Source organism: Mycobacterium spongiae (assembly GCF_018278905.1).
Lineage (GTDB): Bacteria > Actinomycetota > Actinomycetes > Mycobacteriales > Mycobacteriaceae > Mycobacterium > Mycobacterium spongiae.
Genome location: NZ_CP046600.1, coordinates 4,519,545 through 4,541,927, shown reverse-complemented (window position 1 = coordinate 4,541,927; position 22,383 = coordinate 4,519,545). Strand labels below are relative to the sequence as shown.

At 67.4% G+C, this 22,383-nt stretch carries 17 protein-coding genes and 1 pseudogene; 7 read left to right on the top strand and 11 right to left on the bottom strand.

All coding sequences use genetic code 11. The features are described from left to right. Positions 1–572 precede the first annotated feature (572 nt). A complete protein-coding gene (locus F6B93_RS23840) occupies positions 573–989 on the bottom strand; it encodes an IS110 family transposase (RefSeq protein WP_246541188.1) in 417 nt (138 codons plus the stop codon). Then, positions 880–1,413, bottom strand: a complete 534-nt coding sequence (locus tag F6B93_RS23835) for an IS110 family transposase (RefSeq protein ID WP_246540854.1) — start codon at positions 1,411–1,413, stop codon at positions 880–882. The genes F6B93_RS23840 and F6B93_RS23835 overlap by 110 nt, the downstream gene beginning before the upstream one ends. Positions 1,414–1,823: 410 nt before the next feature. On the opposite strand from F6B93_RS23835, the pseudogene F6B93_RS18475 reads away from it, so the two are divergent. Together F6B93_RS18475 and F6B93_RS18470 are read left to right on the top strand one after the other, a co-directional pair. Further along, positions 1,824–1,994 (top strand): annotated as a pseudogene (locus F6B93_RS18475) (IS256 family transposase); the annotation flags it as partial. 125 nt (positions 1,995–2,119) lie between these two features. Next, on the top strand, positions 2,120–2,806 hold the full coding sequence (locus F6B93_RS18470; protein ID WP_211696380.1) for a maleylpyruvate isomerase family mycothiol-dependent enzyme: 687 nt from the start codon (positions 2,120–2,122) through the stop codon (positions 2,804–2,806). Positions 2,807–2,860: 54 nt separating this feature from the next. Here F6B93_RS18470 and F6B93_RS18465 read toward each other — a convergent pair whose 3' ends face one another. The 4 genes from F6B93_RS18465 to F6B93_RS18450 form a co-directional block, all read right to left on the bottom strand. Beyond that, a complete protein-coding gene (locus F6B93_RS18465) occupies positions 2,861–3,214 on the bottom strand; it encodes a type II toxin-antitoxin system death-on-curing family toxin (protein ID WP_246540852.1) in 354 nt (117 codons plus the stop codon). 32 nt (positions 3,215–3,246) lie between these two features. Next, positions 3,247–3,444 (bottom strand): plasmid mobilization protein, encoded by a 198-nt coding sequence (locus tag F6B93_RS18460; protein WP_211696378.1) that lies wholly within the window; start codon positions 3,442–3,444, stop codon positions 3,247–3,249. 157 nt (positions 3,445–3,601) lie between these two features. Further along, on the bottom strand, positions 3,602–4,405 hold the full coding sequence (ku, locus tag F6B93_RS18455) for a non-homologous end joining protein Ku (protein WP_211696377.1): 804 nt from the start codon (positions 4,403–4,405) through the stop codon (positions 3,602–3,604). Between the two features lie 64 nt (positions 4,406–4,469). Continuing rightward, positions 4,470–5,420 carry a carbohydrate kinase family protein gene (locus tag F6B93_RS18450; protein ID WP_211696376.1) on the bottom strand — a complete coding sequence of 317 codons (951 nt, stop codon included), beginning with the start codon at positions 5,418–5,420 and terminating at the stop codon, positions 4,470–4,472. A 22-nt stretch (positions 5,421–5,442) separates the two neighbouring features. Between F6B93_RS18450 and F6B93_RS18445 the strand changes: the two genes are divergently transcribed. Both F6B93_RS18445 and F6B93_RS18440 read left to right on the top strand, forming a co-directional pair. Continuing rightward, positions 5,443–7,776, top strand: coding sequence for an ATP-dependent DNA ligase (locus F6B93_RS18445; protein WP_211696375.1), 2,334 nt, complete (start codon positions 5,443–5,445; stop codon positions 7,774–7,776). After that, complete coding sequence (locus F6B93_RS18440; protein WP_211696374.1) at positions 7,773–9,713, top strand: fumarylacetoacetate hydrolase family protein; 1,941 nt, start codon at positions 7,773–7,775, stop codon at positions 9,711–9,713. Before F6B93_RS18445 ends, F6B93_RS18440 begins: the two co-directional genes overlap by 4 nt. A 152-nt stretch (positions 9,714–9,865) precedes the next feature. Here the strand turns inward: F6B93_RS18440 and F6B93_RS18435 are convergent, their stop codons facing one another. The 5 genes from F6B93_RS18435 to F6B93_RS18415 form a co-directional block, all read right to left on the bottom strand. Continuing rightward, the gene (locus F6B93_RS18435; RefSeq protein ID WP_425518469.1) at positions 9,866–13,675 is read right to left on the bottom strand and encodes a PE family protein; all 3,810 of its coding nucleotides are present in this window, start codon (positions 13,673–13,675) and stop codon (positions 9,866–9,868) included. A 274-nt stretch (positions 13,676–13,949) separates the two neighbouring features. Then, a complete protein-coding gene (locus tag F6B93_RS18430; protein ID WP_211696373.1) occupies positions 13,950–14,816 on the bottom strand; it encodes a TIGR03619 family F420-dependent LLM class oxidoreductase in 867 nt (288 codons plus the stop codon). A gap of 82 nt (positions 14,817–14,898) precedes the next feature. Next, positions 14,899–15,672, bottom strand: coding sequence for an STAS domain-containing protein (locus F6B93_RS18425; protein WP_246540850.1), 774 nt, complete (start codon positions 15,670–15,672; stop codon positions 14,899–14,901). Positions 15,673–16,146: 474 nt separating this feature from the next. Then, a complete protein-coding gene (locus F6B93_RS18420) occupies positions 16,147–17,454 on the bottom strand; it encodes a DUF4873 domain-containing protein (protein ID WP_246540848.1) in 1,308 nt (435 codons plus the stop codon). Further along, positions 17,451–18,356, bottom strand: coding sequence for an AurF N-oxygenase family protein (locus F6B93_RS18415; protein WP_211696371.1), 906 nt, complete (start codon positions 18,354–18,356; stop codon positions 17,451–17,453). Before F6B93_RS18415 ends, F6B93_RS18420 begins: the two co-directional genes overlap by 4 nt. Positions 18,357–18,571: 215 nt before the next feature. Between F6B93_RS18415 and cobF the strand changes: the two genes are divergently transcribed. From cobF to F6B93_RS23490, 3 genes are all read left to right on the top strand, one after another. Continuing rightward, positions 18,572–19,309, top strand: a complete 738-nt coding sequence (cobF, locus tag F6B93_RS18410) for a precorrin-6A synthase (deacetylating) (RefSeq protein WP_211696370.1) — start codon at positions 18,572–18,574, stop codon at positions 19,307–19,309. A gap of 131 nt (positions 19,310–19,440) precedes the next feature. Continuing rightward, positions 19,441–21,171, top strand: coding sequence for a PE family protein (locus F6B93_RS18405; protein WP_211696369.1), 1,731 nt, complete (start codon positions 19,441–19,443; stop codon positions 21,169–21,171). A gap of 196 nt (positions 21,172–21,367) precedes the next feature. After that, the gene (locus tag F6B93_RS23490) at positions 21,368–22,333 is read left to right on the top strand and encodes a PE family protein (RefSeq protein ID WP_211696368.1); all 966 of its coding nucleotides are present in this window, start codon (positions 21,368–21,370) and stop codon (positions 22,331–22,333) included. The last annotated feature ends 50 nt before the right edge of the window (positions 22,334–22,383 follow it).

Here is a 22,383-nt window from a genome sequence, read left to right as displayed (position 1 = left end):
CACGCGGCGGCGCCTCACGGTTCGACCGATGAGTCTGCCGGAGCGGTCGCCCAGGCGCGGTGCCCGTCTTGCGGGTGCGGCAACGGCGGCCCGTGAAGGCCTCGCGTGACATGAGGAAGTCAAGCGGCTAGATCGAGAGGAAGCGGGAACGCGCGGGTTTCGTCGTAGCTAGTGCTGATTTGAGGCAGTGGTGGAGTCGTCCGAGGAACTTGTTGAACGGGTGTCGTTGGGCTTGGTGATTCCAGTCCCCACCCTCTCGCCGGGCTTGGTCGTGGCGTTTGGCTCTGAGTGAGGCTTTCAGTGCCGACAATGCCCATAGCGATCCAGCTGCGGCAAGGCGGTTGCCATTGATACGGCGGTAAGTGATGACGATTTTCTTGCCGCTGGAACGGGTCACCGGCGCCGATCCGGCGAAGGCCTTTGAGGCCGTGGTCATCCGTGACTCGGCTGCGGTCGTCTCCGATTTCGCCGAGCACCCAGCGCCCACCAGGGAGCCCGTGCCGGGGAAAGGTGCTGATCACGGTGGCGTCGGGGTGTCGTTGATAATGCTCTTGTGTCGCGGCTTCGAGGTTCTAGGTGGCACGGCAGGCAGCGTTGAGTTGGATCAGCAGACCGGCCAGGTGAATTTCCATCGCGTCCTCCACCAGCGCCGGCTGACGCAGAAACTGCTCACCGAACACCGCCGGCAGCCGGTCGGCCTCGTAGTCCATACCGCGTTTGTGTCCAGCTTTGACCAGCAACGCTCTCAGTTTGGTGCGGGTCAGCGTGGCGGCCTTGGTCGGGGTGGGTGCGGCGACAAGGAGGGAGCGCGCTTCGGGGCGACTCAGTTCGCCCTTGTACAAGCCGGCGAAGGCTTCCAGGGCGGCCTGGTAGAAGTCTTTAAGCAGAGAGCGGATCTGGTTGCCGAGTTTCTGACGCGCCCACACCGCGTCCCGCTGGGCGCGCGCCAAGACTCTGATGGTTTGGGCCAGTTCGGTATCGGCGGGCATCGGCTAGTGCGCGGCCATGTCGGTGCGCAGGATATTGGCCAGCATCACCGCGTCGGTGGCGTCGGCTTTGGCCCCCGACACGTGATGGCGTGCCCGGTAACGGGACCAGCGTGTTGAGCGGGTAGATCGCTCGGCCGTTGCTGCGTAGCGCGGCGACCAGCCGACCGCGGTCGGTGTCAAGCCCGATGGGGATTGGATCATCTTCGGTGTCTCCGGCCTCGGTCAGCATGGTAGGCAACTGGCTGAAACCGGCTGTGTCGGTGGTTATTTTCGCGTGGGTGATGACTTCTCCGGTGTGGTCGATGATCGCGGCATCGTGGCGGGATTCGCCCCAGTCGATGCCACAGAACAGCGTCGTGGACTTACTTGCTCGTCGTGGTGGTGGCTCGTCGAGAGTCTTCGCAGGGTTGTCCGACGACCTCATCGCTGGACTCGATGGTCCGTATCTCGTTAGCCACCTCGCAACCCCAGCTCACCGCAGGACGTCGTTCTGTCGAAGAGCTCGGGGCTCGGGAACAAGGGGAGATCCCGCCTGCGGCAGGCTCGGACAACGACATCCCAGCACTACAGATCGGCGATCCCGGCTGGGCGCGCCGTACTTCACCACGGCGTTGCCGGCCAGGTGCGAAACAAGCGTCACCCAGCTGAGGCCACCACACCACACCATGTGCACCATTTCCGCGGAGGAAGCACCAGGACGATCAAGCGGATCACCCCGAGTTAGCCATCACGGAATACACACCTCGCAGCACCACTACAATTCCACACTCGCTAGAACACGATTAGGTGTTCGAAGGCACCTACGGGGCGAAGTTCCCCAAGGCGGTAGGCAATATCACCAAAAGCGCCCGCCTACGAGCCACAGGAATCACCATGGTCTACAAGCTGATCGAGGCTGCCCAGGCACGCTGGCGCGCTGTCAACGCGCCGCACCTGGTCGCGCTCGTCCGCGCCGGCGCCCGCTTCGAGAACGGCAAGCTCATCGAACTTCCCGACGACGCGACCACGGACGCCGCCCAAACGATCTTGATCGCACAGCTATTCACCATTGCACCTGACAACCAGCGATATCATGGCGCATCGTGCAACCCGCTGACCAGATCAATGCCCTGCGCCGCAACGGTAGTCGGATGGCTAACTCCGCTGAAGCGCGGCTCGACCGCCTAGTGCCAAGCTGCCCCGGATGGGAGGTTGCTGATCTGATATGGCATGTCGGCACCGTGCAAGCGTTTTGGGGGATGACCGCCAGTGGCTCGATCACCGGACCCGACGCGTGGCGTGAACCCGACCGCCCGCAACGCCGCGACCTGGTGGCCTGGTTTCGTGACGGCGTGGACCTGACCGCCAACATTCTGGGTGGCCTCGACCCTGACACGCCAGCCTGGACGTGGGGACGGCGAAAAACGGTGGGCTTCATCCAACGTAGGGTGGCCCAGGAAACCGTGGTTCATTGCTGGGATGCTCTCACAGCGGTCGGATGCCAGGAACCGGTCGAACAAGAACTCGCCGTTGACGGGGTCGATGAATTCCTCGACGAGGTCCTTCCCAATCTTTCCCATGACCTGGGTGGCCACGCTCAAACCATCTCGCTGCGTACCAGCGACAGTGCCGACGAGTGGACCGTCCGCGTCGGAGAAGGCTCCTATCACCTAACCCGATTCGCCACCAAGGCCACCGAGGCCGATGCCGCGGTGATCGCCAGCGCCTCCGAGCTCCTGCTACTTCTCTGGGGCCGGCGCGACGTCAATCAGGTGGCAGTCGAGGGAGAGTTGGCGGCGCTGAAACGCTTCCTCGCCCGAACAGCCTTCGACCTCTGATCTGGAGAAGCGAGCACTAGTGGTTGCAGTTGGCGCCACCGGATCCACCTGGACCTACGAGGTAGTTGATTCGGCGAAATCCGGTAATCGTTCCGCGATCTGCTCCCACGTCAGATGGTTGGCCGCGATCGCAAGCACGAACTCCTCAGCTGCGTCTACATCGAGATTAGCCGAAACTTGGTGCCCATTGAGACCAAGGAGAAGCCAGCACGCTGCCCAGCCTGTCCGCTTGTTTCCGTCAGCCAATGACTGCGTGGTGGCTAGCGAGTGCAATAGCGCGGCCGCTTTGTCCCAGACCGTGGGATATGCATCAGCACCGAAAAGCACTGTCGCAGGGCGCATCAGACTCGATTCGAACAAGCCAGGGTCGCGCACTAAGGGCTGGAACCCGCAGGCGTACTCTGCCACGATCAGCACCTCGACAGTCGTGGGATACTCCGTCACGCCAGCCGGCGATTCAGTTCGGCAGACCGCTGCGCGATTTCCTGTCCGAGTGCACGCACCCTGCCCTCGCGATTGACAGCCCTGTCGAGAATCGCTTGCCGTGCAAACGCGCGCATCGACGTGCCAGCATCGCTGGCCGCGGACCGCACCTTCGCCAATTCTTCATCGGAGAACTCGACATTCAGGGCCGGCACAACGGTCTCCTTTACGCAATGGCACTCCCCATAGTACTACCTAGTGGTACCGCTCTGGTACCGGGCATGTCGACCGCCGGAAGGACGGCCCCACCGATAGGTCGACAACGACGATGCCAGAACACGGGTGGGACAGGTGCGATGAGACGAGCGCGCCTCACTCCCCGGTGCTCGATCGTGCCTTCACGCTGGCCTCCAACTTGGCCAGGAGGTCGGAGACGTCTTCGGTCTCATCCAGTTCGGCCGGTTGGTCCTCGGGGGTAAACGCCTCTCCACCTTCGAGTTTGGCCTCGATCAGCTCCTGCAGCTGCTCCTGGTAGCTATCGCGATAGCGGTCGGGGTTGAAGTCATCGGCCATCGAATCCACCACCTGGCCGGCCATCGTCAGTTCCGCGGGTTTGATCTCCACCTTGTGGTCCAGCACCGGAAAATCGGGATCTCGGATCTCGTCGGGCCACAACAAGGTGTGCACCACCATCACGGCTCGCTTGCCAAAATCCTTGACACGCAACGCCGCCAGCCGGGTCTTACTGCGCAGAGTGAAATTCACAATCGCGACCCGGTCGGTCTCAGCGAGTGTCTTGGCAAGCAGCACATACGATTTGGACGACTTTGAATCCGGCTCCAAGAAGTAGCTGCGGTCGAACATCATCGGGTCGACGTCGCTGGCGGGGACGAATTCCAGCACCTCGATCTCACGGCTGCGCTCTTCGGGCAAGGTGGCGATGTCATCGTCGGTGATCACGACCATCCGGCCGTCGTCGGATTCGTAGGCCCGGGCCAGGTCTGCGTATTCGACAACTTCGCCGCACACCTCGCACACCCGCTTATACCGGATGCGGCCATGGTCTTTGGCGTGCACCTGATGGAACTTGATGTCGTGGTCGGAGGTGGCGCTGTACACCTTGACCGGCACGTTCACGAGCCCGAAGGCGATCGAACCTTTCCAGATGGAGCGCATGGAGTCAGTATGCCCACAACGTTGGTCGCTGGACAGCGTGCTGCGGTGCGCGCCGGCGATCTGATCAGCTGTGTTGTTGTGGTTGGCTAAAACTCCCACCGGGAAGGGCTGATCGCGCCAGCGTGGCTCGGTCGGGAAGATCGGCACCGGCACGGGCCACGGTCAGTGCCGACGATAGAGCCGCCGCGTCGAGCGCGGACGCCAGTGCATCAAGCCCGATCCGGTGCAGGTCGGCTCGTCGACCGGCGCCCAACAGGCCCAATTCCCACAGTGTGTCCATGAAGCCCACCAGGAACGCGTCGCCGGCGCCGACCGTATCCACCACGCGTGTCGGCTTGGCCTCCACCCGGGTCTGGCCGGCGGCACACAACGCTAGCGAGCCGCGATCGCCCATGGTCAGCACCACGACAGCGGGGCCTGACGCCAACCAGGTTTGCGCGGTCCGTTCCGGCGGCCTGTTCGGATTGATCCAACGCAGATCCTCGTCGCTGACCTTCACAATGTCGCTTCGCTCGACAAGATGCTCGATGCGCTCGCGGGCCAGGCCGTGGTCGAGGATCGCCGAGGGACGAACGTTGGGGTCGAAGCTGATCGTGCCCGATATGCGATAGGCGTCGACCAGGGCAGCAACCGCCAAGCATCCTGGCTCGGATACGGCCGCGATCGACCCGGTGTGGACGAACAGCGGCGGTACGACGGGCGGCGTACCGGAAAGCTGCCATTCGAGGTCGAAAGCATAGGTGGCCGAGCCGTCTGCGGCGATGGCTGCGACCGCGGTCGGTGTCCGGGCGGCCGTGGTGCTTCCGGGAACGAGCTGTGCGCCGGAGGCTTTGACGTAGTCGGCGATGCGTTGTCCACGTTCGTCGTTTCCGATGTGCGTCAAGAAGTCGACATCGCGGCCCAGCCTGGCCATCCCGACCGCGACATTGAGTGGGCTGCCACCGACGTGCTCGGCCGTGTGCTGCCCTTCGACGATGTCGATCAGGGCTTCGCCGATCACCAGCCCGCGCGTCATGCCGACAGGTTACGTTGATTACATGGGTTCGGCGCGAGTGTGGCCTCCTGGTCGCCAGGACGCCCCATCGGTGACACTGACCAACGCCGACAAGGTGCTGTACCCAGCGACCGGCACGACAAAGGCCGACATTTTCGACTACTACACCGGCATCGCCGAGGTGATGGTGCCGCACATCGCCGGGCGCCCAGCAACGCGCAAACGCTGGCCCAACGGCATAGACGAGGCCGCATTCTTCGAAAAGCAGCTGGCATCCTCGGCACCCGCCTGGCTGCCGCGGGCCAGCATCACGCACCGCTCCGGGACAACCACCTATCCGATCATTGACAGCGCCACCGGCCTCGCCTGGATCGCGCAACAGGCAGCTCTCGAGGTGCACGTGCCGCAGTGGAGGTTCGTGGCCGAGTGGACCCGAAGCGGCGAGAGTGTGAAACCCGGCCCGACAACGCGATTGGTGTTCGACCTGGACCCGGGTGACGGCGTCACGATGGCCCAACTGGCCACGGTGGCGCGTGCTGTCCGCGACCTCATCGCCGATATCGGCCTGACGACCTTCCCGGTTACCAGCGGCAGCAAAGGGCTACACCTCTACACGCCGCTCGACGAACCGGTGACCAGCAGGGGCGCCACGGTGCTAGCCAAACGCATTGCTCAGCAACTGGAGAAATCGATGCCGACGTTGGTCACGTCAGCGATGACGCGGAGCCTGCGCGTGGGAAAGGTGTTCTTGGACTGGAGCCAGAACAGCGGATCGAAGACCACCGTTGCGCCGTATTCGCTACGCGGGCAGGAGCATCCGACGGTCGCGGCGCCGCGTGATTGGGAAGAACTCGACGATGCTTCGCTGGCTCAACTGAGCTATGGGGAGGTCCTGGCCCGGGTCGCCCGCGACGGGGACCTGCTCGCGCCGGTGGATCCCCCGGATGCTGAAGCCCCCGTGGGCGACCGGCTGACCACATACCGGAGCATGCGCGATGGCTCGAAGACCCCCGAGCCAGTGCCGAGATCGAAACCCGCTACCGGCCAGAACAATACATTTGTTATTCAGGAGCACCATGCCCGCCGGCTGCACTACGACTTTCGGCTGGAGCGAGACGGCGTGCTGGTGTCATGGGCGGTGCCGAAAAACCTGCCCGAGACCAGCTCGGTTAACCATCTGGCGGTGCACACCGAGGATCATCCGCTCGAATACGCCACCTTCGAAGGCGACATTCCCAAAGGGGAGTACGGCGCCGGCAGGGTAACGATCTGGGACTCTGGGACCTACGACACCGAGAAGTTCCGCGACGCGCCCCGAATAGGGTCTGAGAAGGGATCCAAAAAGGGAGAAGTGATTGTCAACCTGCACGGTCGCCGGATCTCGGGACGCTATGCGCTGATTCAGACCAACGGCGACCAGTGGCTGGCACACCGCATGAAAGACCAAAAGGTCTTCGACTTCGACGATATCTCTCCGATGCTCGCAACGCATGGCTCGGTGGCGGGTTTGAAAGCCGGGCAGTGGGCCTTCGAAGGCAAGTGGGATGGCTACCGGCTGCTGGTCGAAGTTGACCACAAAAACTTTCGCCTGCGCTCCCGCAGTGGCCGCGATGTCACCACGGAGTACCCCGAATTACGTTCGCTAGCAGCGGATCTTGCGGATCACCATGCCGTGTTCGACGGTGAGGTGGTCGCGCTCGACGACGCCGGTGTACCGAGCTTCAACGAGTTGCAAAACCGGGTTCGCGCCACCCGGATCCAATTCTGGGCGTTTGACCTGCTCTATCTCGACGGTCGCTCCCTGCTGCGGGCGCGCTACTCTGACCGGCGCAAGCTGCTCGAAACATTAGGTAAAGCAAGCGATCTCATTGTCCCCGAGCTGTTGCCCGGAGACGGCAAGCGGGCGCTCGAGTACTCGAACAACCGAGGCTGGGAGGGCGTGATCGCCAAGAAACGCGACTCGAGTTACCAGCCGGGCCGACGCTCGTCGTCGTGGCTCAAAGACAAGCATTGGAAGACGCAGGAAGTCGTCATCGGAGGCTGGCGAGCCGGTGAAGGGGGGCGCAGCGGCGCCATCGGGTCGCTTCTCCTGGGCATTCCCGACGGGCAAGGGCTGCATTTCGCCGGGCGTGTTGGTACCGGTTTCACCGAACGCGACCTGGCCAACCTCAAAACGATACTGGCGCCGCTGCATACCGACGAATCTCCGTTCGACGAACTGCTGCCGGCGGGTGACGCCAAAGGAGTCACTTTCGTCGAACCGACACTGGTCGGCGAGGTGCGCTACAGCGAGTGGACTCCCGATGAGCGGTTGCGGCAATCAAGTTGGCGCGGGCTGCGGCCGGACAAGAAACCAGATGAGGTGGTACGCGAATGAAGTGGGTGACGTATCGAAGCGAGCAGGGCGAGCGAACCGGCGTGCTCTCCGGTGACGAGATTTACGCGCTGCCGGTGGGCGTCGCGCTACTTGACCTGATCAAGCGCGGAGCTGACGGGTTGCGCGAAGCCGGCGAAGACGCGCTGCGGGCACCGGCCGCGGTGGTTCGACTCGACGAGGTGTCGCTGGCAGCCCCGGTCCCGCGGCCCCCGTCGATCCGGGACTGCTTGTCGTTTCTGGACCATATGCGCAATTGCCAGGAAGCGATGGGCGGCGGCCGGGTGCTCATTGACACCTGGTATCGAATCCCGGCGTTCTACTTCGCGTGTCCGACTGCCGTGCTGGGTCCCTACGACGAAGCGCCGATGGCGCCCGGGAGTGCCTGGCAGGACTTCGAATTGGAGGTCGCCGCCGTCATCGGTACCGGCGGTAGAGACCTCACGGTCGAACAGGCTGAACAGGCGATCATCGGCTACACCATCTTCAACGACTGGTCCGCGCGTGACCTACAGCGGCTGGAGGGCCAGCTGCGCATCGGCCAGGCCAAAGGCAAGGACGGCGGCGTCACGCTGGGTCCTTATCTGGTCACCCCGGATGAGCTGGAGCCGTACCGGAGCCCCGACAAACACGCAAAGCTGAGCCTGCAGGTGACCGCCCTGGTCAACGACGCCGTGATCGGGTCGGGCACGACCGGTTCGATGGACTGGAGTTTCGGTGAACTCATTTCCTACGCCGCACGCGGGGTGATGTTGAACCCGGGGGACCTGTTCGGCTCCGGTACGGTGCCCACCTGCACCCTCGTCGAGCATCTAGCGAATCCGGAGGGGTTTCCGGGCTGGCTCCGCGACGGTGACGTGGTGACTCTTCAGGTGGAGGGGTTGGGCGAGACGCGGCAGACGGTCCGCGCCACCGCGTCCCCGCACCCGTTGGCGGCCCGCGTCAACCCCGACGCACCATCCGAGGCGGTCCGCAGGAATCTGGCGCCGTCCCGGGTGCCCTACACCCGCGGGCTGCACGAGGTCGCCGACCGCGTGTGGGCGTGGACGCTGCCGGACGGCGGCTACGGCTGGAGCAACGCCGGGCTGGTCGCCGGCGACGGCGCGTCGCTGCTGGTGGACACGCTGTTCGATCTAGGGCTGACCCGCGAGATGCTCGACGCACTGGCGCCGATCACCGATGCGGCACCCATCACTGATGCGCTGATCACCCACTCCAACGGTGATCACACGTACGGCAACCAGTTGCTGGACCCTACGGTCCGGATCATCGCGGCCACGGGCACCGCCGAGGAGATCGCGCACGAGGGCGGTACCGACAGGCTGAGGCTCATCCAGACCGTCGACCTGGGGCCGATAGCGACCAAGTTCGTGCGGGACCGCTTCGGACACTTCGACTTCAGCGGCATCACGCTGCGCAACGCCGACCAGACGTTTGACCGCGAGCTGAGCATCGACGTCGGCGGCAGGCGAGTTGACCTACTTAACCTTGGTCCTGCGCACACCGCCGCGGATTCCGTCGTCCACGTGCCCGACGCCGGTGTGCTGTTCGCCGGGGATCTGCTGTTCATCGGTTGCACGCCGATCGTGTGGGCCGGCCCGATCGCCAACTGGGTTGCGGCCTGCGATGCGATGATTGCGCTGGATGCGCCCACCGTGGTGCCTGGCCATGGTCCGGTCACCGATCCGGACGGGATCCGTGCCGTCAGGGGCTATTTGGTCCACGTTGCGGAGCAGGCCGAGGCGGCCTACCGCAAGGGCCTTGCCTTCACCGAGGCCATCGAGACCATCGACCTCGGCGAGTACGCGAGCTGGCTGGACGCCGAACGTGTCGTTGTTAACGTCTTTCAGCGCTACCGCGAACTCGACCCGGACATCCCTGCGCCGGCTCCCATGGCGTTACTGGTGATGCAAGCCGAGTGGGCCGCCAAACGCGACTGAGCAGTCTGCGCTGCCGACTCGAATCGAGAGCTGATGGGCGATTGCGCACCTGCGTAAGCGCTACTGCGTAGCCGCAGGCTCGGGTGTCGGCGACGACCGCTCAGCGGGGCCATTGACACGGGTCACACCACCGGCCGAGTAGGCGGTGCTGACTAGCCGCTTGCGGCGCCGCCGGCCCCGCCAGCGCCGCCGGCTCCGCCGGCGGTGGAATCGGTGGGGGCCGATGAGCCACGAGCGCCGTCGCCGCCGGCGTCGGTGCCGCCCCCGCCACCGTCGCCGCCGCTGCCGCCGCTGCCGCCGATGCCGTCGGTGCCCCCGCTGCCGCCGGTGCCGCCGTCGCCGCCGTTACCGCCGGACACCGCGCTGTCGCCGCCATCTCCGCCGTTGCCGCCGTCGCCGCCCAGGGTGTCGCTTCCGAAGTCGCTGCCGACCCAGCTGCCGCCTTCGCCGCCCTTACCGCCGTTGCCGGCGAGAGTCTCGCTGCTGCCACCGTCACCACCGCTACCGCCGTTACCGCTGCTTGCTGCTAAGTCTCCGTAGCCGTCGCCTCCGTTGCCGCCGTCGCCGCCCGTGCCGCCGGCGGTCGCACCGTTGCCTGCGCGGCCGCCGTCGCCGCCGTCGCCGCCGTTCAGGGAGATGTTGATATCCCCACTCGCGCTGGTGCCGCCGCTGCCGCCGTTGCCGCCGTCACCGCCGACGTCGGTAGCGAAACCTCCCCGGCCGCCGTTGCCGCCGTCGCCGGCCTGCGTAACGCCCCCGCTCCCGGGTGCGCCTCCATCGCCTCCGGCGCCGCCCTTGCCGCCTGTAACGCCGACGCCGCCGTCGCCGCCGAGGCCGCCGTCACCGCCGTCACCGCCGCTCTCGATGGCGCCGTCGCCGCCGGTGCCGCCGTTGCCGCCGTTGCCCCCGTCACCGCCGTCACCGACGAGCCCACCGTTGCCGCCATCGCCGCCCCAGCCGCCGTCCCCGCCGGGGCTGCCTCTGCCGAAGATCGTATGACCCTCCCCAGCCGGGCCGTCGCCTCCGTTGCCGCCGTTGCCGCCGTTGCCGCCGCTGGTGGCGGCGGCTCCAGGCGTGCCGGTGGCGCCGGTGGTGGAGCCCCCGCCCCCGGTGCCGGGGTCACCACCGGTTCCTGGGTCGCCGCCGTTGCCGCCGTCCCCGCCGTCACCGAAGTTGCTGTCACCGACCACGCCGTTGCCGCCGTTGCCGCCGTCGCCGGCCGTACCGGCAGCCCCGCCATCTCCGCCTGCTCCGCCGGCGCCCTCGGCGCCGGCTTTGCCTGAGGCTGACTGGGCGAGCCCGCCGGCCCCGCCGTCGCCGCCCTTGCCGCCGTTGCCGCCGTTGCCGCCGTCGCCGCCGTCGCCGCCGGTGCCGCCGCGGCCACCGCCGCTCGCTCCGGTGGCGCCCGTCGTACCGGTGGCGCCGGTGCCGCCGGCGCCACCCGTTCCGGCTTTGCCGCCGGTGCCGCCGTCGCCGCCGTCGCCGGCGTGGGTTCCGCCGGCCCCGCCGGCCCCGCCTGTCCCGCCGGTGCCGCCGTCGGTGCCGTCGCCGCCGTTTTCGCCTGCGGTGCTGGGCGTGGTACCGGCCAGGCCGTCGCCGCCGTTGCCGCCGTCGCCGCCGCGGCCGCCATCACCGACGAGCCCGGCGTCACCTCCGTCGCCTCCGGCGGCACCGTTAGCAGCGTCGGTGCCCGCTGCGCCGTTTCCGCCATTGCCGCCGTTACCGCCGGTGCCGGGCCCGAAATCGCTGGCATCGTCGCCGTTGCTGGCGTGGGCGCCGTTGCCGCTGTCGCCGCCGGCTCCGCCGGCACCGCCGGCACCGGGGTCGCCACCTTGGCCGCCGGCTCCGCCGACGCCGTCGTTGGTGTCCCAGTCACCGGTGGCGCCGGTCCCGCCGTCGCCGGCGGCACCGCCCAATCCGCCGTTTCCGCCGTTTCCGCCGGCGCCGTGGTCGCCGGTCTGCCCCGCGGTCGCGGTGCCGCCGGTTCCACCGGCCCCGCCTGCACCGCCGTCGCCGCCGGCCCCGCCGTTGCCGCCGGCCTCGCCGCTATCACCGGGGGCGGTGGCATCGGCGCCGTCAGCACCGTCGCCGCCGGTCCCGCCGGCGCCGGCTTTGCCGCCGGTGCCGCCTTCGCCGCCGTCGCCGGCGTGGGTTCCGCCGACCCCGCCGGCCCCGCCGGCCCCACCGTTGCCACCCGCTTGTCCGGGTGTGCCGTCCTCACCGGCGGTCGGGGCCGTGGTGCCCGCGAAGCCGGTACCGTCCACGCCGTTGCCGCCCCCGCCACCGGCTCCGCCGTCGCCGACGCGACCGCCGTCTCCGCCTTGGCCACCGTCGCCGCCGGCGGCGCCGGCGATGCGGCCGTCGGCACCTTTCCCGCCGGCTCCGCCGTCACCGCCAATGCCGGGCCCGTTGTTGCTGGCGTCGGCCCCCTCGGTGCCCTCATGCCCGCCGGAGCCTCCCGAAGGCCCAGGATCGCCACCGGCACCACCCGCGCCGGGATCCCCGCCGTGTCCTCCGGCCCCGCCGCTACCGGCGGTCAGCCCACTGCCACCGTCACCGCCCCCGCCCCCGTCGCCGGCGGCTCCGCCCAGGCCACCGCTGCCCCCCGCCCCGCCGCTACCGGCACGCCCTTCGGCCCCCAACACCCCGCCCGTACCACCGGCCCCACCGGCGCCGCCGCTGCCGCCGTCTCCACCGGCCCCGCCGTCGCCGCCGTTGCCGCCCGCAGCGCCGGCCCCGCCGCCCGCCATCGCGCTAGCCACGCCGTTGCCACCCGCTCCGCCGGCACCGCCGCCCGCGCCCATCCCACCGGTCCCGCCGACACCTCCGGCTCCCCCCACACCGCCATTTCCGATCAACCATCCGCCGTGGCCGCCGTTGCCACCGATCCCACCGACACCGCCGACTCCGCCCTCTGAGCCTGTCCCGCCTGCTTCACCGGCAACACCGGTAGGGCCCGCAGCACCGGGAGTGCCGGGGGTGGTACCGGCGGCCCCGGCCCCTCCAGCACCACCGGCACCGCCCGCACCGCCGTTGCCGATTACCCTGGCACTACCGCCGTGGCCGCCCGCCCCGCCGTCGGCGCCGCCCACACCACCTCCGCCTCCATCACCCCAGATGCCCGCGCGACCACCGGTCCCCCCGGCCGCGCCGGCCCCGCCCATCCCGCCAGTGCCGCCATCGCCGAGTAGTCGACCGCCGTGACCGCCGGCACCACCCGCCGCGCCGACTCCACCTCCACCGCCTGCGCCGCCATCGCCCGACAACCATCCGCCATGCCCTCCGGCACCCCCGGCCGCGCCGAATCCGCCCACGCCCCCGACACCGCCATTGCCGAACAACCCGGAGTTCCCGCCGGCCCCACCGGGCGCACTGAGACCGCCCGCCCCGCCGGCACCACCCGTGCCGAACAACGACCCACCGTGACCACCGGCGCCTCCGGCCGCGCCGGCCCCGCCGGCACCACCGACACCACCGACGCCGAGCAGGCCCGCAGCGCCACCAGCCCCACCGGCCTGGCCGACTCCACCGGAGCCGCCCGCCCCGCCGTTGCCGATCAACAACCCGCCCGCTCCGCCGGCCCGCCCGGTGCCGGGCATCGCGTCGGCGCCATCGCCAATCAACGGGCGCCCCAACAGCGCTAGGGTGGGCGCGTTGATCGCGCTCAACAGCCATTGCTCGGCGTTGGCCTCGGCGGCCGCATACCCCACCGCGCCCGCCGTCAAAACCTCGACGAACCGGTCGTGAAAGAGCGCGGTTTGGGAACTCAGCGCTTGAAACTGCTTGCCGTGGGTACCGAACAACTCCGCGATCGCCGCGGATACCTCATCGGCGGCCGCGGGTACCACCCCAACCGTCGCGGTAGCCGCCGCGGCGTTGGCCGCGGCAATCGCTGACCCGATACCCACCAACTCCTCCGCCGCGGCCGTCACCAATTCCGGGGCCACACTCACCATGGACAATGGAGACGCCTCGATCCATCCGCTAATTGACGAGTCCGACAGGAAATAGGGCTAGAGAGCAATCGGAAATTCAACGTTATCCGATGCGCGGCAGCCTTTATGCGTTATCAAAGAATCGCGATGGCGGCGTTCGTGATGGCCGGCCGACCGCTCATATCCCGATTGGTCGACCCCGCTAGCCAGCGGTTCGCGTCCATCGAGTTGGGGTACGAGTGTGTAGGTAAGGGCGATCGAAAACGTCGAGATACTCGATGGGATCGATCCCCTGTGGTGCTTAGACTTTCGCGATCACATTCTCGGCGAACATCTCCAGATTGCGGATCTTGGTGTCCAGCGGCTCGGTGTCGGCCCCCATGATGTAGGGGATGCGGAAGCCGACGATTACGTCGGTCACCCCTTTGTCCTCGAGCCGCTTGACACCATCCGCCGTGAAGCCGTCGACCGAGATCACGTGGATCTCGAACGGGCCGGTCTTGCCCTCTTCTTCGCGAAGCTGCTTGATCCGGCCGATCATCCGGTCGAGTTCTTCTGGATCGCCGCCCCCGTGCATCCACCCGTCGGCACGTGCCGCCCGCCGCAACGCGGCATCGGCGTGTCCGCCGATCAATATGGGGATCGGCTGGGTCGGCGCCGGGGTCATCTTCGTCTTGGGGATGTCATAGAACTCGCCGTGGAACTCGAAGTACTCACCGGAGGTGAGGCCACGCACGATATCGATGCATTCGTCAATCCGCTTGCCGCGCTTGGCGAAGGGGACGCCCATGAGCTCGTAGTCTTCCGGCCAGGGGCTGGTGCCCACGCCGAGCCCAACTCGGTTGCCGATCAAGGCAGCCAATGAACCGGCTTGCTTGGCCACCAACGCCGGCGGGCGGATCGGCAGCTTGAGGACGAAGAAGTTGAACCGCAATGTCGTCGTCACCGCGCCCAATGCCGCTGTGAGGACGAATGTCTCGATGAACGGCTTGCCGTCGAGGAATTCGCGGTTGCCGTCGGGGGTGTAGGGGTACTTCGAATCCGACTCGAAGGGGTAGGCGACGCTGTCGGGGATCGTCATGCTGCTGTACCCGGCTGCCTCGGCGGCCTTGGCCAGCGGGAGGTAAAACGAAAAGTCGGTCATTGCCTCGGCGTAGCTGAAGCGCACGTCGTCACCTTCCTCGAAAGGACCCGCCATACAGATTAGAACGTGTTCTAGTTTGGCCCGCAACCGGGTACGCCTGCACTGTTCAAAGCTGGTTTTCCGGACCGATGACTGCCCAGACTGTCTTGCCCGACGAGGTGGGACTGCTGCCCCAGGCGCGGGACAGCGCTGCCACGAGCGCCAGGCCGGAGACGTCAATTCCTGTGGGCGGCGAGGCTAGCCGGACGGCGGGAGCACTGCTGGCGTCCGAAACTGCGATGGTCGCCGTCGTTCCGTCGCTCTCGATCCGTAGCACCGGCCTGCTTTCGGTGTGTTTGAGCACGTTTTCCATGAAGACGTTGACGATCACCAACGCGACCGGGATAAGCGCGGGACGTGACCACTCGGTGAGCCACTCGCGGACCAGTCTGCGTGATTCGCGCAGGCTGCTCACGTTGGCGGGCAGCTCCATGCGGGCATAGGAGCCATTGCGACGCTTGAGCCGGCCGATGGCCCGCATCGCCCCTTTCTCTGTCGGGTACACGGGCATGAAGCGGGCGACTCCCGTGCGGGTGATGGCGGCGCGGCCGGAGCGTTGGGCGCAGACGATCACGATGGGAACGCCGGGCCGAGTGTCGACCTGCCAGCGGGCGCTGGTGAAGGCTGCCCACGCGGCTTCCTGGGGGACGTGAAGAGCGGTCACGTCGACGATGACGGCAGCTGGCGCCTCGAGGGTGGCCTGCGTGATGCTGTCGCGAAGCGAGGCGGCGCTGTTCGCGTCAAGCACGCCGTCGGCGGTCAGAATCATCACGGACCTTTCGGTTCGCGCTGCGATGGCCAACGAGCTGGGCGACTCGGCTATGGCGCTCACCGGAACCACCCTGTCGCCCCAGGCGCGCTAGTCGCCGCCAGCGACCGGGCACGCAGCGCAGCGACTTCCCGCGGTTTCTTGGTCCTGAAACGGCCGGACGTCATGAACCGGCGTTCCGGTGCCGCGGTGCCGTCCCGTTTCATCTAGTGCTCCTCGAACTGCTGCCGCGTGGCGTGACGCTTCGGTCCTCGTTGGCGGCAGCCCTATCTATCTTCGGATGATCGCCGCAGGCGGCGTTGCAGACCGGGCATCGGTCGGTCGGATGGCTCGACTCCGCCCAGCCGAAACACCAACCATCATCACGCCGAACACGCCGTTCTTGTCTGTCTTGTTGTCTTCCAGGCACCACCCAGGAGTTGGCCACATGAGTGCGCAGTCACCCGCCAACCGGCGCCGTTGCCTAGCTTATCCGCGCTAAACCGGCCAAAAGCTGAGAATCTGCTCAACAAATCCCAAAATGTAGGGTATGGGCCCAGTTCGTGTCTAGGTTCGGTCAAGGTTGGGGTAGCCGACGCGTGCGGGGTAGGGCGGTGCGCCCACTCCGGCAACCGAGTGCGTTCCCCACGGTGTTCGTTCGACGACTCGCGCCGGTGCGGTGTGCTCGCCCACGGTCAGGGTCGTCGGCCCGGTATGCGTGCGTGCGTCCTTCGGCAGGGAATCAAGAATCATCCCCTGCCAGTGATAATTCCCGTCGATCGGGTCGAGGTGACCGGTCAGCCGGACCCGAACCCGATGGCGGGTGCCCGCCAACGTCAGCGTCGCAGCGCCCTCGTAGATTTCATTGTCCTCGGCGGTGCCGGATGACAGCGAGAACACCGATGCAACCGAACGCGGCTGGGCAGATCTGGTCAGGGCGCGCTCGTTGAACACCTGCTGGCTGCTGCGACGCACCTCGATGCGGGTGCTCGCCGTGCGTTTCATCAGCTGCACGCATTCGGTGACATAGCGTGCCTGTGCGACGGTATCGGGGCCCGGGACGAAGAAGAGGTTGGGGAAACCGTGCACGGCGACCCCGAAGTACGGTTCGCTGCCGGCGCGCCAAGCCCGGCGGAGGGGCAATCCGCCGGTACCGATCAGCGTTTGATCACAGACGTCGTCGGCGATCGCCAACCCGGTGCCGAAGATGATGGTGTCGGTCCGATGCACGAGGCCATCGCTGGTGCGGATCCCCGACGAGGTCAGCGCTTCGATAGCCGGCCCCGTCAGCACCGGGCCTGGTCGCGGGCTACGGATGTGGCGCTGCAGCCAGTGTTTGGCTCGGGTCATCCGCGATGGCACCACGGTGACAACGCGGCGCGGTGCGTGGGCGAAGAGGGTGACCGATCGGGCCGACTCGACCAGTTGGCCGACGAAATAGCCGGCAGCGGCGTCTGCCCCGATGATCGCGACGCGCTTGCCGGTCGGATCGAAGTCAGCGGGCCACGCCGCCGCGTGAAACGACTCGCCCTGGAAGTCCGCGCTCCCCGCGAAGTCGGGTATCCAGGGGACGAGCACCGAGCTGTGGGCGGCGATGGCGACACGGGCCCTTAAATCGTGGCCGCAGTCTGTCCTGAGCGTCCAGGTGTCGGTGCTGTCGTCGAATGCTGATCGGACAATGTTGCGGCCGAGGCGCAACCGACCTGCGAGCGGCGCCGGCCAGCGTGGCGGGGCCGCAGGCGTCTTGTCGAAGATCGCGAAGTCGCTGATACCGGCCGCCATCAGTGCGGCCGCAACCGCCTGGCCGCCCGCTCCCGCGCCAACCACCGCGACCGGTAAGACTTGGTGGCTGGCTCCAGCGGGTGCTGGGGTCACAGAAACCGGCTGCGCTTCCACCCGCGACGCGCGATTGGGCCCATTAAGCCCGCGTCGGTCAAGAACGCTGCCAGCCCGGAGAATCCGGCGACCTGCATCTCGCGGCGGTGCGCGCTGGCGAGGGCCGCTTTTCGTGCCCGCCTTGGGTCCAGACCCACCCGGGCATACGGGATCGGATTGCTGAACAGGTAGTTGAAGAAATAGCCACCGAGACCGTTGATGTTGGCGATGAACCACCGGTTGGAGCGTGGCATCTCAGCGACGCGTTTGCGTGCGCCGTCACGCGCGAATTGAATGTGGCGCGCTTCTTCGGTGACGTGAATCCGCATGAGCCGTTGGATGAGTGGCTGCAAGTCCGGGTCGTCCATCATCTGCCGTTGCAGCGAGTCGAAGATTTCCTCACCGATCAGGGCGGCCACCCACAGCATCGCGCCCCGCTGGAACGCCAGGGGCAGGGTATTGATGATCATCCGATGAAACCGCCGCGGTTGTACGGGCTTGGCGCCGATACGCTCGATCGCTTTGCCGAACATGACCATATGGCGGGTCTCATCGCCCAGTTCGGTCAGTTTGTAGTGCGTCGAGCGGCTGGTGGGGTCCTCGTGGAGGATGGTGCGCAGCAACGATTGATTGAGCATGTTCTCGAACCAGATCCCCGCCGACAGCGTATTGACCAACTCCTGGCGGGACAGCTCGATTTGTTGTGCGCGGGTCATCTCGTCCCACATTCCGGTGTCATACAGCGACACCAGCTTGGGGGGCAGATAGAACTTGTCCGGGTCGAGTGGTGCATCCCAGTCGATGTCGACGACGGGCTCGTAGGACTTCTTGACCGAGCCCTTGAGCAGGCGCTCTGAGAACTCTTCACGACTCGGCCCACGAGGTTGCACCGCTGTGGTCATCGCTTGGTGTCCCTTCGTCGGGCGCTTCAGGCGTGAGGCCGATCACACTCGATGATCAATACTCATGGTACCGGGTACCGAGGGTCTCGTGTAGGAAACTCGCGTTGTGCGGGTTGACCGTCAGCGTCGTCACGGGCAACGTGCCAGGGACCCGCAACAAGACGACGGCGATTCCCTGACACCGGGACCGCCTGGGAAGGAACGGGAAGGAAATCGTGAGTCGGCATATTCACGTCATCGGCATCGGCGCTGGGGACCCCGACTACGTGACCGTCCAGGCGATCAACGCGCTCAACGACACCCAGGTGTTCTTCGCGATGGACAAAGGCGAGCAGAAAAGCGACCTGGTGGAACTGCGGCGCACCGTCTGTGCGCGGTTTATTCGTGAGCCCGGCTACCGATTCGTTGAGCTGCCCGACCCGCAACGGTCGAGGACCGCCGAGTATCGAGAATCGGTTGCTGACTGGCACGGGGCCCGCGCGAGGATCTGGGTCCGGGCCATCACCGCCGAACTGGGACCCGATGGGGTAGGCGCGTTCCTGGCCTGGGGTGACCCGTCGCTGTACGACAGCACCGTGCGTGTCCTGCAGGGTCTAGCCGCCGAGGCCGAGATTAGCTATGATGTCGTTCCTGGCATCACCGCGGTGCAGGCGCTTACCGCCCGGCACCGAGTCCCACTCAATGAGGTGGGCGCGCCCGTGCTGATCACCACCGGCAGGCAACTGCGGGAGCACGGGGTGTCCGGCTCAGCTGTGGTCATGCTCGACCGCGATTGTTCGTTTCGAGTGTGCCCGCCGGAGACCCGGATTTGGTGGGGCGCCTATCTCGGTACCGGCAACGAGCTGCTGGTAGCGGGCACTGTCGGCGAGGTCGGGGAGCGCATCGTGGCGCTACGTGCCGAAGCTCGAGCACGGCACGGTTGGATCATGGATACCTATTTGCTGAGGGCTTGATAAGGGCTTGTTCAGGGCTGTAGGTATTTGACGGAAGCGACCCATCCGGGTCGCGCTAGCGTCGACCAGCACTCACCTCGTGTCGAGAGCTCGGCGGCGACTGGATGGTCCCAGCTACTGGGAGGTTATTGATGTCGTGGGTGATCGCAGCGCCCGAGTATGTGGCGGCAGCGGCCAACGATCTGGCGGGCATTGGCTCGACAATTAACCAGGCCAACGCGGTGGCGTCCGCCCCGACATCGTCGGTGTTGCCCGCGGGGGCCGACGAGGTGTCGGCGGGGATCGCGGCTTTGTTCGGTGCGCACGCTCAGGCATATCAGGCGCTGAGCGCCCAGGCGGCGCTATTTCACCAGCAGTTCGTCGCACTCATGAGCGCCGGTGCGAGTCACTACGCCAATGCCGAGGCGGCCAATGCGTCGCCGCTGCAACAGGCCGAGGGCTTGATCAACGATCCGGTGTTGGCGCTCACCGGGCGTCCGCTGTTTGGCAACGGCGCGAACGCACCCGCGGGGTCTGGGGCCGGCGGCGGCAACGGCGGGTGGTTGTTCGGCAACGGCGGTAACGGCGGGTCGGGTGCGGCCGGTCAGGCTGGCGGCGCCGGTGGTTCGGCGGGGCTGTGGGGCAATGGCGGAATAGGCGGAACCGGCGGGGACGGCGTGGCAGGGGCCACCGGCGAAGCAGGCATGGCGGGCGGCGCCGGCGGTATCGGTGGTTCCGGCGGGCTGCTGTACGGTCTCGGCGGTGCCGGGGGACTCGGCGGCGTGGGCGGAGCCGCGGGTGCCGCCGCCGCCGGCTTCAACAACGGCAACAACGGCGGCGTCGGCGGCGCCGGGGGTGCCGGTGGGCGCGGCGGGTTCTTCCTCGGCGATGGCGGAGTTGGCGGTACCGGAGGCGAGGGAGGCGGAGGCACCGGAGCTATCGACGCCAGCAAGCTCGGAGGAACTAGCGGCGTCGGCGGCATCGGCGGCAACGGGGGAAACAGTGGGTGGCTGTTCGGCGACGGTGGGGCTGGTGGTAACGGAGGCAATAGCGGTGCCGTTGTGGCTGACGGCAGCGTCCTGGCTGGCGCCAGTGGCGGCGATATCTTTGGCGCAAACGGCGGTAACGGCGGCAATTCCGGACTGTTCGGTAGCGGCGGCGTCGGTGGCAACGGGGGCAACGGCGCCGCGGGTCAATCCGTGACCGGGGCCGCCGCAGAGGCTGCGGGCCACGGCGGTGGCGGCGGTTCCGGTGGCAACGGCGGCGGCGGCGGGTTCTTCTACGGCAACGGCGGGACGGGCGGCTCGGGCGGCAACAGCGGCGCTGGTGGGGATGTTCCCATCGCGGCCCCGTTCGAAGCCGGCGACGGCCGCCCCGGTGGCTTCGGTGGTACGGGCGGGCAAGCCGGGTTGATCGGCAACGGCGGCACCGGCGGCAACGGCGGCAACGGCGGGAATGGCGGCAACGGCGGTACCAAGGGCGGCGACGCCGGTGCCGGTGCTGCCGGCGGCTTCGGCGGCGACGCCTGGCTGTTCGGGCAAGGCGGCGCTGGCGGCAACGGCGGCAACGTCGCGCTCCCCGGGAACTACCAGTTGCCGACTGAGGGCGAGTTGAGCGGCAACGGTGGCACCGCCGGCGGCCTCGGCGGCGATGGTGGGTCCCTTTTCGGCGGCGGTGGCAACGGCGGTGACTCGGGCACCATACCCTTCGGTTTCGATGCCCCCTCCGGGACCGGCGTCGGTGGTGCTGGCGGCGACGCCGGGCTCATCGGCGATGGCGGCAACGGCGGGGCCGGTGCCGGTGCTGCCCAGGGCGGCACGGGCGGCGCGGGCGGTTCGGGTGGAGGGCTGGTCGGCCGGCCCGGCAGCACTGGACAGGCCTAGGATTCTGACCCGGCATTGTTGAGCGGTTATGAGGGAGTTGGCGCGCTGAGCAGCGTGAGCAGGATGGCTGGATGAGAGATTTGGCGGAAGCGCCCGGATCGCCAAGGGAGCGCGCTAGCATCGGGTGTAGCTCAACTTGTGTGTCGAAGGTCGGGCGGCGATGGCTAATTTGTAAGCAATTGCCAGGAGGTTGTTGATGTCGTGGGTGATCGCAGCGCCCGAGTATGTGGCGGCAGCGGCCAACGATCTCGCCGGTATTGGTTCGACACTTAACCAGGCCAATGCGGCGGCGTCGGCCCCGATATCCGCGGTGTTGCCCGCGGGTGCCGATGAGGTGTCGGCGGGGATTGCCGCTTTGTTCGGTGCGCACGCGCAGGCATATCAGGCGCTGAGCGCGCAGGCGGCGCTATTTCACCAGCAGTTCGTCCAGCTCATGGGCACTGGCGCGACCCATTACGCCGATGCCGAGGTCGCCAACGAACGGCCGATGCAACACACCGACGCCTTGATCAGCGATCCTGCGCTGGCGGCCACGGGGCGAGTACCAGTAGGCGGAGCCCCGGGGGTCGGGGCGGGCACCGGTGGCGCCGGGTGGGCGTCCGGCAACGAAGCGTCCAGCTGGGCTGGTCAGGCCGGTGCGAGCGGCGAGTCGGCTGGGGTATTGGGCACTGGCGGAACCGGCGCAGCCGGTGCCGAAGGTGCGGCCACCGACCTCGGTGCGACTGGCCACACCGGCGGCTCACTCGCGGGCACTGGTGGGATGCTGTACGGCGTGGGCGCCGCGGGCGGGCTCGCCAACAGCGGGGGCAACGGCGGCGAAAGCGGTTTTGGTGGCAGTGGTGGCTACCTCTTCGCCCAAGGCCTCATGGATACCCTGGGCGTCGAAGCCACCGGTTCGGTTCCGTCAGTCGGTCTGGACGGCGCTTCGGGACCTGTCGACGGTGGCGTCGCAGGCGCGCGCGAGTGGCTGCCCGGCGAGGGTGGGGCCGTGGGGAACGGCGGCAACGGTGGGGTCCTCCGTCCCCTTCCGGGCTTCGCTGACGGGACTGGCGATAGCGGCCTTACGGTCGCCGCTGCTGATGCTGGGGTGTCCGGCAACAGCATCGTTGCCGCCGACGGTCGCGCCCAGGCCGCTGGTGTCGCCGCCAGCTTTGGCGCCTAGGACCAAGATTTAGACCAAGATTCCGCCTCGCGCGCAGTGGGCGCAATTGC

Bases quoted from the DNA above. Each gene is read 5' to 3' on its own strand.
- F6B93_RS23840 (WP_246541188.1), bottom strand. From the start codon at position 989: ATGCCCGCCGATACCGAACTGGCCCAAACCATCAGAGTCTTGGCGCGC.
- F6B93_RS23835 (WP_246540854.1), bottom strand. From the start codon at position 1,413: ATGAGGTCGTCGGACAACCCTGCGAAGACTCTCGACGAGCCACCACCA.
- F6B93_RS18470 (WP_211696380.1), top strand. From the start codon at position 2,120: ATGGCTAACTCCGCTGAAGCGCGGCTCGACCGCCTAGTGCCAAGCTGC.
- ku (WP_211696377.1), bottom strand. From the start codon at position 4,405: ATGCGCTCCATCTGGAAAGGTTCGATCGCCTTCGGGCTCGTGAACGTG.
- F6B93_RS18450 (WP_211696376.1), bottom strand. From the start codon at position 5,420: ATGACGCGCGGGCTGGTGATCGGCGAAGCCCTGATCGACATCGTCGAA.
- F6B93_RS18445 (WP_211696375.1), top strand. From the start codon at position 5,443: ATGGGTTCGGCGCGAGTGTGGCCTCCTGGTCGCCAGGACGCCCCATCG.
- F6B93_RS18440 (WP_211696374.1), top strand. From the start codon at position 7,773: ATGAAGTGGGTGACGTATCGAAGCGAGCAGGGCGAGCGAACCGGCGTG.
- F6B93_RS18415 (WP_211696371.1), bottom strand. From the start codon at position 18,356: ATGACCACAGCGGTGCAACCTCGTGGGCCGAGTCGTGAAGAGTTCTCA.
- F6B93_RS18405 (WP_211696369.1), top strand. From the start codon at position 19,441: ATGTCGTGGGTGATCGCAGCGCCCGAGTATGTGGCGGCAGCGGCCAAC.
- F6B93_RS23490 (WP_211696368.1), top strand. From the start codon at position 21,368: ATGTCGTGGGTGATCGCAGCGCCCGAGTATGTGGCGGCAGCGGCCAAC.